This is a genomic window from Psychrobacter sp. 1Y6, assembly GCF_052258385.2.
GTDB lineage: Bacteria > Pseudomonadota > Gammaproteobacteria > Pseudomonadales > Moraxellaceae > Psychrobacter.
The window spans coordinates 1,985,808-2,000,616 of the sequence record NZ_JBQQEW020000001.1 but is presented as its reverse complement, the minus strand read 5'-3'; the positions used below and the strand labels follow the sequence as shown (position 1 = coordinate 2,000,616).

Annotated in this window: 9 protein-coding genes; 7 read left to right on the top strand and 2 right to left on the bottom strand. The window is 44.0% G+C overall.

Going from position 1 to position 14,809, the window contains the following annotated elements; translation table 11 throughout:
* Window positions 1-46: 46 nt before the first annotated feature.
* Window positions 47-1,228 carry an outer membrane protein assembly factor BamD gene (gene bamD / locus ACTXGF_RS22075; RefSeq protein WP_057759574.1) on the bottom strand — a complete coding sequence of 394 codons (1,182 nt, stop codon included), beginning with the start codon at window positions 1,226-1,228 and terminating at the stop codon, window positions 47-49.
* A 924-nt stretch (window positions 1,229-2,152) separates the two neighbouring features.
* On the opposite strand from bamD, the gene ACTXGF_RS22070 reads away from it, so the two are divergent.
* Together ACTXGF_RS22070 and ACTXGF_RS22065 are read left to right on the top strand one after the other, a co-directional pair.
* Window positions 2,153-3,208: an RluA family pseudouridine synthase gene (locus tag ACTXGF_RS22070; protein WP_413786726.1), complete on the top strand. Its 1,056-nt coding sequence runs from the start codon at window positions 2,153-2,155 to the stop codon at window positions 3,206-3,208.
* A gap of 40 nt (window positions 3,209-3,248) precedes the next feature.
* A complete protein-coding gene (locus ACTXGF_RS22065) occupies window positions 3,249-4,127 on the top strand; it encodes a purine nucleoside phosphorylase YfiH/LACC1 family protein (RefSeq protein ID WP_443532775.1) in 879 nt (292 codons plus the stop codon).
* Between the two features lie 236 nt (window positions 4,128-4,363).
* On the opposite strand, the gene ACTXGF_RS22060 is transcribed toward ACTXGF_RS22065, so the two are convergent.
* Window positions 4,364-5,617 carry a YeeE/YedE family protein gene (locus ACTXGF_RS22060; protein WP_443532777.1) on the bottom strand — a complete coding sequence of 418 codons (1,254 nt, stop codon included), beginning with the start codon at window positions 5,615-5,617 and terminating at the stop codon, window positions 4,364-4,366.
* A gap of 694 nt (window positions 5,618-6,311) precedes the next feature.
* Here ACTXGF_RS22060 and ACTXGF_RS22055 point away from each other — a divergent pair.
* The 5 genes from ACTXGF_RS22055 (at window position 6,312) to guaD (ending at window position 14,707) form a co-directional block, all read left to right on the top strand.
* Window positions 6,312-6,929 (top strand): flavodoxin family protein, encoded by a 618-nt coding sequence (locus ACTXGF_RS22055; RefSeq protein WP_443532779.1) that lies wholly within the window; start codon window positions 6,312-6,314, stop codon window positions 6,927-6,929.
* A gap of 915 nt (window positions 6,930-7,844) precedes the next feature.
* The gene (locus tag ACTXGF_RS22050; RefSeq protein ID WP_443532780.1) at window positions 7,845-9,563 is read left to right on the top strand and encodes a xanthine dehydrogenase small subunit; all 1,719 of its coding nucleotides are present in this window, start codon (window positions 7,845-7,847) and stop codon (window positions 9,561-9,563) included.
* Between the two features lie 95 nt (window positions 9,564-9,658).
* Complete coding sequence (xdhB, locus tag ACTXGF_RS22045; protein WP_443532782.1) at window positions 9,659-12,232, top strand: xanthine dehydrogenase molybdopterin binding subunit; 2,574 nt, start codon at window positions 9,659-9,661, stop codon at window positions 12,230-12,232.
* Window positions 12,225-13,196, top strand: coding sequence for an XdhC family protein (locus tag ACTXGF_RS22040; protein ID WP_443532784.1), 972 nt, complete (start codon window positions 12,225-12,227; stop codon window positions 13,194-13,196). The genes xdhB and ACTXGF_RS22040 overlap by 8 nt, the downstream gene beginning before the upstream one ends.
* Window positions 13,197-13,300: 104 nt before the next feature.
* Window positions 13,301-14,707, top strand: a complete 1,407-nt coding sequence (guaD, locus tag ACTXGF_RS22035) for a guanine deaminase (RefSeq protein ID WP_443532786.1) — start codon at window positions 13,301-13,303, stop codon at window positions 14,705-14,707.
* The last annotated feature ends 102 nt before the right edge of the window (window positions 14,708-14,809 follow it).

The following is a 14,809-nucleotide window of genomic DNA, read 5'->3' as shown; positions in this document are numbered from 1 at the left end:
TCAATGAATACAGACAGTGTTGGCTAGGCTAAAAGACTTAAGGTAATCAATTATTATCCATATCACTCACACTGTCGTCATTTAGCGTAGTGCGACGTGTTGGATTGGTATTTAAGGGATCGACGTTGGCTTCTCTTGCAGTCGAGCCAGTACTTGATTGGCTGGTCACGCGCTCAGCTGACGCTTCAGGTAGACCTAGGCCTACGCTAATACCATTACGCGCAGCAGCATTATTGGCGACTGGAGTATTGGCAGGCGTCGTATTTGTCCCTGCTAGTCTCAACTGGGCTGCATTACGAATCATTTGTGTCTTGGTTGCGCCGTTATACTCGCCAGACGCGACTGATTTGTCAGTCGTGTTCGAACGTCCAAGCTTGCCAAAGGTGATCTTATTGAGCCAAGTACGGTCACGTTTGGTGCTCAATTTCACACTACCGTTGCTGGTTAGCATTTCTGGGTAGTTGATCTGCAACAGCGTTTTGTATTCATTGGCCAAATCGGTTAGACCAAGTTTTTCATGGCTATAAGCTAGTACCGCAAGAGCATCTGGTGTTGACTCACTTAGCGGGTAGTACTGGAATACCCATTTGGCACGGTTAACCGCTGCTACATAAGCTTCACGCTCGATATACCAGTTGGCTGCGCTCATTTCGCTCTCAGCAAACTGATTGTAAATGAACGTCATACGCTGAGCGGCATCTGGTGCATATGGGCTGTTTGGATATTTATTGATAAGCTCTTGGAAGTTGGCAAAGGCAATACGCAAATACGCGGTATCACGCTCAGCTTGGTTCAGTTTAAAGAGTTTTAGGCTCTCAGATGAACCTTCCATATTGGCAACGCCGCGCACATAGTAGGCGTAGCTGACTTGTGGGTTAGATGGGTAGAGACGGATAAACTGCTCAGCACTTGCTGCTGCCATCTCATACTTGTCGCCTTCGTATTGTGCATACATCATGTCAAGCAAAGCTTGCTCAGCGTACTGTCCGGTTGGGTAGAATGTGCGCAGATTGGTCAGCTCTTCGATACCTTGGATATAGTGACCTTTGTCAATCTGATTGACGGCCTCGTTATAATACCCTTGCTCTGATTTTTCAGCTGTTTCTACTGCCTCACCATCTTTGGCGCCAGTTAGATTTTTGAAAGTCTGGCAACCCACTAGATTGACGCTAAGCGCCAGTAGGGTTATTGAGGACAGTTTGATAAACGTATTGCCAACAGCTTGCATACTTCTTCTCCGACACAAGACGCATAATAGCAGCGGCGCTATCATGCTATATAAAAGGTTAGTGATAAAAAACGACGCTAAATAGTCAGCGATCCACCAGCAAAAATTTTTTATCGAATGCAGTTTTTGTTATGACGTATTGTACTGATAGATTGGGTCTGATACATAGTGCTTGTATAGTAAGTCAGTCATAGACCACATGTATTTAGCCATAGTCAAACGGTTTAAATGGCAAACACGGTCAACAAAACCCAATGCTATTTTTATACTGTATCTAAATACGGCATTCGCATACAGTGCCATAGCATACAGCAAAACATGGCTATACTTTATAGAATAACATTTGCTACGTCTATTTTTTCGCCATCTATATTGTATAGGCAGTTTAACATGAGCGGCTGTCACGAGCGATATCGAATGTCGCTAGCATGAGTAAATATACAGTAAATTACAGCAATGTCATGTTCTAGAGAGTTAAGCGAGGCATCTTACAGCCCAAAGGTATGCTCAAAAATTATCAGATAGCATGCAGCTTCTATAGGGCTTATGCGTGCGACATGATACACTAGAGCGGTATTGTCTTCGCTTTTTTGTACCTTGAAGGTTGTTATCTGCTATTTATAGGCAAAAAACGACAATTTTTTATACTGCTATTTATAATACTATCTTCGAAGTCACCTCACAAAACACTGTCAGGGGCTTTGCCACGTATCAATGTATCAATCCGCTATGAATAATGATGCCATGACTACCAATTTATCACCGAATCAATCGCTAGATACTGATTCATCAGCACAAGAGTCACCAATGCCAAATGATGTTTTGAACAATAATGAGCTACCTGATAATCAACCAGTAATAAATGAGCAAGTGCATGATGATGCGTTTGATAATGAAGAGTTGCTCATCGATGATGGTAATGGTCTGAACGATAGTGACATTGATGATAATGATATTGATGACAGCGATATGGACGGCGACGACGATGAAGCCCCAGTAGCGGGTCAAGCTGTGCCAGTGATTGTAGATATGACGCATGTGGTCACAGAAGATCAGGCTGGTCTGCGTATTGATAAGGTCGCCTCACAAGCGTTTTCGGACTTTTCGCGTGTACAACTCCAGAACTGGATCACTGACGGCAGTCTGCTCTATAACGGCAGTGTTCAAAAACCGAAAGTCCGTGTCAAAGCAGATGACGTATTGCATCTATCAACGACGTTACAGCAGCATGGTGAAGACCAGCCAGAAAACATAGATATCGATGTCGTCTATGAAGATGATGACGTATTAGTAATCAACAAACCTGTCGGTATGGTGGTTCACCCAGGCGCGGGTAATCAAAACGGCACTTTGGTCAATGCATTGCTATATCATTATCCTCAGCAGCATCATTTACCGCGTGCAGGTCTCGTACACCGTATTGATAAAGACACCTCTGGATTGCTATTGATTGGCAAAACCAAACCTGCTCAGATGGCACTGATGGAACAGCTAAAAGACAAGTCTGTTTATCGTCACTATAAGTGTGTGGTAGCAGGGGACCAAGCAAGTTTATCTCGTCATCGTCGTATCGATGCCCCGATTGGTCGACATCGTAACCAGCGTACTAAGATGACGGTGATGACCGCTGGCCGTGAAGCAGTAACGCATCTGCTAAATGTCACACCATTGAACGAAAACTACTGTCTACTAGATGTTGGGCTTGAGACTGGACGTACGCATCAAATTCGTGTGCATCTAAGTCACATTACTTATCCACTAGTCGGTGACCGTGTCTATGGTGGCCGTCGTCAGTTGCGTTCTGGATTGACAGAAGCTCAGCGCCAAGCTATTAATAATTTCCCGCGCCAAGCACTGCATGCCTATACGTTAGGATTCGTGCATCCGACGACAGGTGAGGACATTGAGGTGACGACGCCGCTACCTGAAGATATGCAAAAACTGATGGCCGTACTCAGCGACGGTTATTATGAAGAGTAAACGCTAATGTTTACTAGATGAGAGGTGAGAGCGAGCAGCCATGACGAACACGTTACCGATGACAATGATTGCGCAAATTGATAATGTGGCTGTTTTTCAGACAGCTGCTTTTGTGCATGATGATATTGATGACTCTGCTACTAAAAACCAGCGTACAGGGTATGAAGACCAGTCAAATTACGGTGAGCTAAATCTAGGTCTTCATGTCAATGATAATGCATTACAAGTATTAGATAACCGCATGAGTCTATTGGCTGCTATCAATGAGCAGCTGACAGATAAGTCTGCACAGAACGAGCAGAATATAGCCATTAATCGCTTGCATTGGGTCAGTCAGGTTCATGGCAAACACATTCATGACGTCGATGCTACTACGTTAAATATGGCGCCGATGTCTGCTGATGCGATGGTCAGTCAACAAAGTGGTCGCGGTCTGGCAATCATGACGGCAGATTGTGTGCCTATCGTATTATATCAGCCTACCAGTGGCAAAATCGCAGCGATTCATGCAGGCTGGCAAGGATTGGCCTGCGGTGTGATACAAGAGACTGTTAGTCGCTTTACTGATTCAGGCCCTATACAAGCTTGGATAGGAGTGTGTATCAGTCAGGAAAATTATGAAGTAAATACAGACGTTCGCGATAAGTTATTGGATGGGTGTATAGTCAACCAGACGTTGCCAGAGAAGCATATTGATGACTTTGTGTCGCTATTTTCTATATCGTCTCATGATGACAAGATAAAGCTGGATTTACCGAAGCTTGCTGCCATGCAGTTAGAAGCTGCTGGTGCTACAGTCATGAATAATTTGCCTGTTGACTGTAGTTACGCAGATACTCACTATTACTCGTATCGCCGCCAGACTCATATGCAGCAACCTGCCACGGGTCGGATGGCACTGGTCATCGTCCGTCGCTAGCAGCTTTATAGTCAGCGAACTACTAAACTGCTACGGTGTTACCCTCCCTAGATGTACTATATATACAATCTACGGTCGGCTGCCTTGTAGCTGTTTTAGATTTCTTTGACTATATAATAATGAGTAGTGGCAAGGAAGTGATAAACAATAAAAAAACAGCAGATTATTCTGCTGTTTTTTTTGTTTGAGTGCTACATTTGTATTAATACAAGGTCTGTATTAACACGAAATTTGTATTAACAAACGGAGTCGCTAGATTTTGGTACTGACAGGCCAAATAGAGGACGTAAATACAGTGCCAAGAACGTACCTGCCATTGCCAGTATGCCCCAGATATAACCATGCAAGCTAAAAGAAGCGATACCACCGAAGTAAGCGCCGATATTACAACCGAACGCGAGACGTGCGCCATATCCCATCATCAATCCGCCAATGACCGATGCTGCAAAGTTACCTGCAGTAATCTTAGTAAACTTGAACAAGCCACCAGCAGCAGAGGCGATAAACGCGCCAATGATAATGCCGATATTTAATACAGTGGTCGAATCTGCAAATATAGAAGCCTCAAGCGCCGCTGCATTAGCGCCTTGCCAGTAGCCCCAGCTAGCCACATCCATGCCAAAGCCGCTTGCAATTTTAGAGCCCCATAATGTAAATGCTGACGTAATACCCCACGGTTGACCACGTGTAAGTAATGTCAGACCATTAAGTAAAGCCAAAACGATTGCGGCAGCAAATAGCGGCCAAGAACCACGGAAGATTCGTTTCCAGCCAGACTCAGAAGGCACTGGTGCCATCTTTGGTGCGTTTCTTTTTTTCTCAACGACTAATGTTACCCATGCGATAATGCCGAATATGGCCAGCGACACCAGCCATGCCCCTGTATAACCAAGACCTGTAGAGGTTGCCAAAGAGAAAGGTGCATAAGCAGGCATCTCTTCTGTCCAGAATGGCAAGTGATAAGCCCCAATCGTGGCGCCCACTATGAAGAAAATAAAGGTGATGAACATAACAGAGCGTCCACCGCCTACCGCATAGAGCGTACCAGAGGCACAGCCACCGCCAAGTTGCATGCCGATACCAAATACAAATGCGCCGACGACCAAACTAACCCCTAGTGGTGCGACATAACCTGTAACAGGACCACCAAACAGCGTCGTGCCATAAGCAAGAATAGGCGCGAACAGCGTGACAGCAACTGCCAGCATCAGCATGTGTGAACGCATCGCCTGACCGTTACCCACTGACATCATACGTCTAAAAGCAGACGTAAAGCCAAAGCGGGCATGAAAAAGGGTATAGCCTAACAAAAGACCTATCCCAAGTAGCAATGATTGAGAGATATGTTGAGTGGCTAATAGATACACAAGCACTATCAATCCTATGATGCCACCACCCATAATCAAGGATTTTTGCGGTGCATTTAAGGCCAGATCATCTCTGACGATAGGATCTTTTGTGTCGTTTACAGGTTGAACGAGAGTAGTCAAGGTAATAGCTTCCTTATCCGATGATGTTATCAGATATCATTTTTATAAGAATTTATATGAGTATAATTGCGCAGGTTTGCAGAATTGGAAACTGTATTTCTGTTAATTTGGTTAAGCAGTAAGAAGCGTTACATCATAATCCTATTGTCATTAATGTAAATACGGAAAGATTAGAAAAAATAGAATTAGTATATGACTATATGGAATAAATGGGCTGCTGTGTATATGGTCTTATATCAATAGTTATCTATAGTGCTGATAATTATAGGCTTATCAGCTATCACAGAATGGTTTTTACCATTTCATCAGTTAATGCGACTGACCCATTTATACAAAATATATTAAAAGTATATGTGATCTGATTAGTCAGACTTTAATAAATAACTTAAAAACGAAAATACGTCTGATACAATGGGCTTGAATTCAATGAAGTTCATCGCATATATACTGGTATGTATATGCTGCCGTATAAAGACTATGCGATTGCTCCATCACCATTGATATTTCTACCAGTTAAATTGACTCAAAAAAGCGTTATTTGATTCTATTGTATCGTATCGCCTGATAGTTTAAGAGCTTGAGTTATCGATAAGTATTTACCAGTGAAAATAAGGCCACTAACTGTCGGCTGTGGCTAAATATCAATATTTTATAAGCTTTACTATTCAACCAATTATTTATTATTAGAGTATGTATGAATACACCTGCTAAATCGTCTGACACCTCTACACCTACTGATAACGGGCCTAATGTCTCAATCGCTGTTATCTTCCATAGTAACTATGGTCATACCAAGCGTGTCGCTGAGGCGATAGTACAAGGTGCGCATCAGCAATTGCCAGAAGCGCAAGCCAAAGCTGTCGATGTTTATGATGTTGATTGGGACTATTTAGATCAGGCAGATTTGCTGGTTTTTGGTAGTGCGGTGTATATGGGCAGTGTGACGGCTGAGTTTAAGACCTTTATGGATGAGACATCTAAGCGTTGGTATCATCGTAAATGGGAGGGTAAATGGGCAGCAGCGTTTGCCAATTCGGGCGGCCTGAGTGGTGATAAACTTGCTGTATTGCAGCAGATTTCCCTATATGCGATGCAACATGGTATGAATTGGATTGGTCTGCCATTGATGCCGACAGGTCATGAGGCTCACGACTTAAACCGTCTGTCTAGCTTTTTGGGTTTAATGACTCAGTCGCTTGATGGCCCACCTGAAGAGACACCAGGTTCGGGCGATATTGATACTGCTATTTGGTTTGGTGATCATCTAGCCAAAACAATTATTAAGCATCAACCAGCTGATACTAAGCTCTAAAAACAGCTAGAACCGACAGAGCAATCGAATAAAAAAGCAGGCATTATTGATGTCTGCTTTTTTTGTGCCCAATTTTTATTGAGCGATAAGTGCTATTAATAGCTAGGCTGCTTTATGGAGCGGCAATCTTAGTAGGGGCGGGCTTCACAGGGATAGGACTGTCAACGAATTGAAACGATTGACAACCTCCTAATAGCATCGTTGCTACTAGCAAATAGGTAAAGACAAATGACTTCATATTAATATCTCGAAAACGATTTTAGCCCAACGATATGTCACGATTACTTATCATTAGAAGTCACAACAGTGAAGAGTCAGGCTTATTTTCAGACATTATATATAAAAATCAGCTGTTCATAGCAGTTAAAGGCGATATATATTCGGTACTGTTCTTACGCAGGCTATCTAGCTGTTTATAGTATGGCTTATCTAACGCTTCGTTTAATTTATTATGTATAAAATTAAATCTGTTTATAAAAACAATGTCTAATATTGAGTAGCTGAGCAGTGAATAAAGTCTACAAAACGTATAGATATTCCCTTAGATTTAAGATATTCATCAATTATTTGCCAACTATTCGATAGTATCTATAGGCATTTTAACGGGTTGTGTTATAAATAAGAATAGTGATAATATGTTGAAAGCTGACCAAATAGTCAAGTATCCTACAGTACGAGTTTTCTAACAAAATTGTTTGATGCTTGCTGATATTTGCAACCGATTTACCTGATATTAAAAAGCGCGATGTACTGATTTTTTTAACTCTTAAGAGTGTACTAGCAAATAAAACAGAATAACCGTACTTGAACGGTTGCACCACGATATGAACCAAGTACTTACGTTCAGCATTTAAGCCAACAAATTCCTTAAGCCTTATGCTTATCTTCATTATTTTATTTTAGCCGAGTCTTGCTATGATTAGTTTTTACTTAAATGGGAAACGCCACGAGCTAACCCAGCTTAACCCTAATACGACGGTGCTTGAGTATCTACGATTGCATGAAGGCCAAACGGATACGAAGGAAGGCTGTGGTAGTGGTGATTGCGGTGCCTGTACCGTAATGGTTCAGCGCCTGCCTAACGCTAGTCAGCCAGCGCTTAATGATGAAAATAGCGACGAAAAAAATGTGACGCCACCGTTCTATACAGTCAACTCCTGCATTACGCTAGTGTCGCTTATGGATGGTCATCATCTGATGACGGCTTCTTATTTAGCAGATAATCCAGAACATCATCCAGAACGTGCTCTGCTGCATCCAGCCCAGCAAGCGATGGTTGAATGTCATGGATCACAGTGCGGTTTTTGCACGCCTGGGTTTGTGATGTCGCTGGCTTGTGTTTACGAAAACAATCGTATGCAGACAAGTCAAGAGACAGCAAGTCAGAACTATGCCAAGCAACTAAGCTATGATGAAGTGGTTGCTTCAATCTCTGGCAATCTATGTCGCTGTACAGGCTACAGGCCAATTATCGAGGCTGGCCTATTGATGAGTGATATCGGTCAGCAGAGAGAGGCGGAGCAGTCAGCGGTGAAAGACTTGACTATCAGTCTAGCCACAGACGCGATGCGTAGTACAAAAGAATCAGCAGTATCTGAAAACGTGCTAGATAACGTCGAATTAAAGAATGAAGAGTCGAAAGCGATTGCCCCTGTAATCAGTGATGCTGGGCGACAGTTATATATGCCTAAGTCACTAGATGAGCTTAATCAAGTATTAGCGGCTAATCCAAAAGCTACGATTTGGGCAGGCGGTACGGATTTGGGATTGAGTGTAACCCAGCATTTGGTTGATCACGAGGTCATTATCCAGCTTTCAGGTGTTGAGGCACTAAAGTCATGGTCACTACTTGACGCAAAGTCCGACTCAAGCAATGAAGGGTCAGATAACGAGCAAGCTTCTAGCCAATCACTAGTACTGGGCGCTGGCATGAGCTATCAGCAGATGTTGCCTGTGCTTGAGCAGTATTTTCCAAGCTTTGCGCAAGTATTTGAGCGTATTGCTTCTCCGCAAATCCGTAATATGGGCACCATCGGTGGCAATATAGCCAACGCTTCTCCAATTGGTGATTTACCACCGATTTTATTGGCGTTAGATGCATCAATTCATCTGCGTCATTGTGCGCCTGATAGTCGAGAGTCAGGTAATGATTCAGATAATAGCGATGCGATCTATATTGATGAGATCATACCTTTATCAGAGTTTTTCTTAGATTATAAAAAGACCAAACTGCAAGCAGGCAGTTACGTAGTCGCTATCCATATTCCTCTGATGCATGACAATCAGCACTTATTTATTCATAAAATTAGCAAACGCTACGAAGATGATATTTCTGCTTGTTTACTAGCGGCGCGAATTGATGTGTCAGCAGATGGCATGACGATAGAGAATGCAAAGATTGGACTTGGCGGCATGGCCGCCATACCGTTATTAGCCACAACCTGTCAGCAAGCGCTCGTGGGGCAAGCGGCAGAAGTTGCGAGTTTTGAGCAAGCAGCACAAGTCTTGTCTGCAGACGTTACGCCTATGACTGATGTCAGAGCCAGCCGTGAATATCGCTCACATGTGGTACAGCGTCTACTGGTGAAGTGCGGTAAGCAGTTGGTAGCAGATAGACAGACCGAAACCGCTTAACTAGCAAAGTTGTTGTTTGCTAATACTACCCCATCGTTATATTTGCCAAGAATAAAAGAGCATTAATAAAAGCGTCCTAATAGAAGAGATCCGCCATGAGCCATCATTCGTCCTTATTTGACAGTTATAGTATCCGCCGCGTGCGTCCGCCAAAAAACAAAATTGGCACCTCGGCTAAGCATGATAGTGCGATCAGCCATGTCATGGGGACGGCAACCTATGTGGATGATATTGCAAAGCCGCAAGGCACGCTACATCTGGCAGTAGGTAAAAGCAGCCACGCTCATGCACGTGTACTGAGTATGGATTTAAGCGCTGTCAGAGATGCGGATGGGGTGGTAGATGTCTTAAGTTTTAAAGATTTGCCTGCGCAGACGGATATCGGTGCGGTGTTCGACGGTGAGCCACTGATGGTGGATGACATCACAGAGTATGTGGGTCAGACGCTATTTGTAGTGGTGGCTACCAGTCATCGTGCTGCCAAAAAAGCGGCTACCAAGGCAGTGGTGGAGTATGAGCCATTGCCAGCGGTACTTAGTATAGATAAAGCGTTAGAGCAAGAGTTGTTTGTGCGTCCGAGTCACTTTATGAAGCGTGGTGACGCGGCGACTGCGCTCGAGAACGCACCGATTCGCATTGCAGGTCATATTCATATGCGCGGGCAAGAGCACTTTTATCTCGAAGGCCAAGTGTCTTATGTGGTGCCTTGCGATGATGGCGGGCTAGAAGTTTATACGTCTTCACAGCATCCAAGCGAAGTACAGCAGCTCGTCGCCGAAGTGACAGACTTGCCATTTCATGCGGTAAATACAGTCGTGCGCCGTATGGGTGGCGGGTTTGGTGGTAAAGAAACGCAAGCCGCTGCTTGGGCGTGTCTATGCGGTATCATCGCCAAACGCCATAATGTCCCTGTCAGTATGCGTCTAGATCGTCAAGATGACATGGTGGTGACGGGTAAGCGTCATGAGTTTGCCAACCGTTATGAGGTTGGTTTAGACGAGTCTGGGCGTATATTGGGCGTCGATATGCAGCTGGCTGGTTTGTGTGGCTATGCGCCAGATTTGTCTGATGCCATCGTTGATAGAGCGATGTTCCACTGTGATAATGCCTATTACTATCCAGCTGCTCATGTAGCAGGGCATCGCTGCAAAACGCATACTGTATCCAATACTGCCTATCGAGGATTTGGTGGTCCACAAGGTCTGATGACTGCTGAATATATGATGGATCATATTGCTTATACGCTGGGGCAAGATCCATTACAAGTACGCTTGGCAAACTTATATCAAGATGGTCAAAGTACGCATTACGGTCAGACGATTGAGCATTTTGATTTAGCGACTATCATGACCAAGTTGGCAGACGATTGCGATTATGACAATCGCCGTCAACAAATTCTAGAAGCCAATCAAAAAGCTGCCGCTGAAGGCAGTGATAAGCGCTTAGGGCTTGCGTTGACGCCAGTAAAATTCGGTATTTCATTTACGGTACAAACGCTCAATCAGGCAGGCGCATTGGTACATATTTATACCGATGGCAGTATCCACCTTAATCATGGTGGTACGGAGATGGGGCAGGGTTTATATATTAAAATCGCCCAAATTGTTGCCAATGAATTTGACGTTGATCTGGATACAGTTAAAGTATCAGCGACACGTACGGATAAAGTGCCTAACACTTCACCAACCGCCGCGTCATCAGGTACCGATATCAATGGTAAGGCGGCTCAAAACGCTTGCTTGAATATCAAAGCGCGTATACTTGAATTTGCTGCTGAGCATTTCGACGTAGCGCAAGAAGACATACGTTTTGAAAAGAACCATGTCTATATTGGCGATAAAGAAACATTGACTTTTGCTGAGATGATTCAACTATCGTACCAGAACCGTATCAGTCTATCGTCTACTGGCTACTACAAAACGCCGAAGATATTTTATGATCGCTCTAAAGCATGGGGACGTCCGTTCTTCTACTTTGCCTTGGGTGCTGCCTGTGCTGAGGTGGAAATTGATACATTGACAGGTGAGTACAAAGTCCTGCGCTGTGATGTGCTGCATGATGCGGGACAATCGATCAACCCTGCCATTGATATTGGCCAGATTGAAGGTGGCTTTGTGCAAGGCATGGGTTGGCTCACAGCAGAAGAGCTAATCTGGAATGACAAAGGTAAGCTCGCATCTGATAGTCCTGCTAATTATAAAATTCCAACCGCGCATGACTTGCCTAAGCAGTGGAATGTCAAATTGTACGATCGCAAAAACGAAGAACAAACGATTTATAACTCTAAAGCCGTTGGCGAGCCGCCGTTTATGTTGGCAGCCAGTGTTTGGTGTGCCCTTAATAATGCAGTGGCTAGCCTTGGTGATTATAAAAAGAATCCAGAGCTGACCATGCCTGCGACGCCAGAAGCGGTTTTAAAAGCAGTCATGCACATGCAAGGCACGTCGTGGGATTTAACAACTAAAGCAGATACAGATACGGTTGATAGTTTAGTAAAAGGCGCAGAAGAGAACAGTGACCTTTACAACGAAAAAGCAATGCCGCAAGACGTACGTCATGCTAAAGACATCGATCCAAAAGAAGTCGAAGGCAAACAAACCGATGACCAGCCTAACGCGATAGAGCATCCAAATGTAGCAGGGGCAAGAGGTCCTGCGCACAGTGAATGAGTCGTTAGCACCGCCAGTCGTTTGGTATGAAGGTCTAGCGCGATATCAGCAGCAAGGCATCGCTCACGTGTTGGCGACGGTCGTAGCCGTAAATGGATCTGCTCCTCGAGCACTACAGGCAAAGATGATCGTCACGCAAGATAGTATCGTGGATACGTTAGGCGGCGGCGGCCTAGAGCACGACGTTGTCAATACGGCACGGCAGCTATTGAATGGTGAAATAGCGGCAACGGTATCAAAAGAAGTCAAACCAAAAGTTTATGAAGCTAATGATACAAGCGCGCTAACCCCTTCTAAAGGGGTACGCCGTGATACTGTCTACACCAAGCACTACCCGCTAGGTGCGAAATTGGCACAGTGTTGCGGCGGTAGCGTCACCGTTATGTTCGAATGCTTCAATGTAACGCCGCCGATGTCAGTACTAGTGTTTGGTGCAGGGCATGTAGCATCAGCGCTAATGACCATCCTCGCTGAGCTACCTTGTCAGGTAGATTGGGTGGACAGTCGCCCAGAGATGTTTAAGCGTTACTTAGTTGATGAGTCTAATGCTAATCCATCCAAACTTTATAACTTACCAGCGCATATCCGTCCGCATATCAATGATGAGCCTGTAGATTTTGTGCGCCCATTTATCGAGCAGGGTGGTCAGCGTTTTATTCTGGTTATGACTCATGACCATAGTGTTGATTTTGAGTTAGTGCGGGCAGCATTAGGTACTATTTCTGATACTAGCTCACCTCATGATAAACGCTCAAATATTTCAGTACCTTATGTAGGTTGCATTGCCTCGGCAACCAAAGCCAAGCGCTTTAGAGATCGCTTGATTCAGCGTGGCTACAGTGAGCAACTGGTCAATCAGTTGGTCATGCCAATTGGATTGCAAATTGGCGGAAAAGAGCCGATGGCAGTGGCAGTTTCTATCGTGGCACAGCTCCTACAACATTATCATCAGGCTACTCCTTGAACGGCTCACTCCATATAACTTTTATACTTGTTATTAAATCATTAAAACGCTCAGTACTATTTATCAAAACGCTCAGGACTACTAAGCCATTGTGAGATCTACGAATGACCCTACATATCTATCAAGCTCGACTGCTGCACTACTTGACCGAAAGCGATCGTACTGAGCGTACAACTTCTAATCATTCACAGACATTAGCTGTGGAACGAGACATTACGTTGCTACCAGTGATTAAAGGTATACAGGTTTATCCTGAATATATCGCTGATGGTGCGCTTGTCGTAGATGATGTGACAGGGTGCATTGTAGAGTATGGGCATAACGAGACAATACTAGCGAAATATACTAATACCTTTGAGCAAGTAGACCAGCCAGTAGTCAAAGTACATGATTATCGCGATAAGTTAATCATGCCAGGCTTTATTGACACTCATGTACATTATCCGCAAATAGATATGATTGCTGCTTACGGTGAGCAATTACTTGATTGGCTTAATAATTATACTTTCGTCACCGAGGCCAATTTTGGCGATCCAAAAGTAGCACATGACACAGCGCAGTTCTTTTTAAATCAGCTGCTGGCCAATGGTACAACGAGCGCCATGGTGTTTTCTACCAGTCACCCTGAATCAGTGAACGCATTTTTTACGGAAAGTCACAAGCTCAATACTCGTATGATCACAGGCAATGTCTTGATGGATCAAAATGCGCCTGATAATTTGTGTGTACCTGCTGAGCAGGGCATTCGAGATACCCAAAACATCATTGATAATTGGCATGAGCGCGGCCGCCAACATGTGGCGATTACCCCGCGCTTTGCTATTACTTCGACACCCAAGCAACTACAAATGGCAGGTGAGCTGTATGCCAGTTACGAGAGTGTTTATCTGCAAACGCATCTAGCAGAAAATCATGATGAGATTGCCTTTGTGAAACAATTGTATCCCAATCATAAAGGCTATCTCGATGTCTATGATACGATGGGATTATTGGGTCGACGCACCACCTTAGCACATGGTATTCATCTTGAAACATCGGAGTATGAGCGTCTGCGCGCGACTGGCACACAAATATCACACTGTCCGACGTCTAATCTGTTTTTGGGTAGCGGACTATTTAATTTACCCAAAACGTTAAGTTATACCGGTGTCAGTATCGCTACTGACGTTGGAGCAGGGACGAGTCTGTCGATGCTGACCACTCTGTCAGAAGCATATAAAATCCAACAACTACAAAGTAATCAACTATCTGCTCACCAAGGGCTATACCAAATTACGTTGGGTAATGCCCAGTCGCTATTATTGGACGATAAAATCGGTAACTTTATGCCAAATAAAGAAGCGGATTTTGTAGTCATCGATATGGGTGCAACGGAATTGCTTGAGCGACGTATGGCGCAGACCAAGACACTGGAAGAGCAGCTGTTTGTACTAATGATGCTGGGTGATGATAGAGTAATTGATCAGACAATCATCGCAGGCGTGAGTCGCTATCGTAAATCAACTTTATAGGTGTAGATAAACGCTGTACCTAAATTAGAAACAAGTGAGAATTTTTTCAGATATAAAAAACAAACCCTTGTTTCTATATTGTAGGAACAAGGGTTTATTACT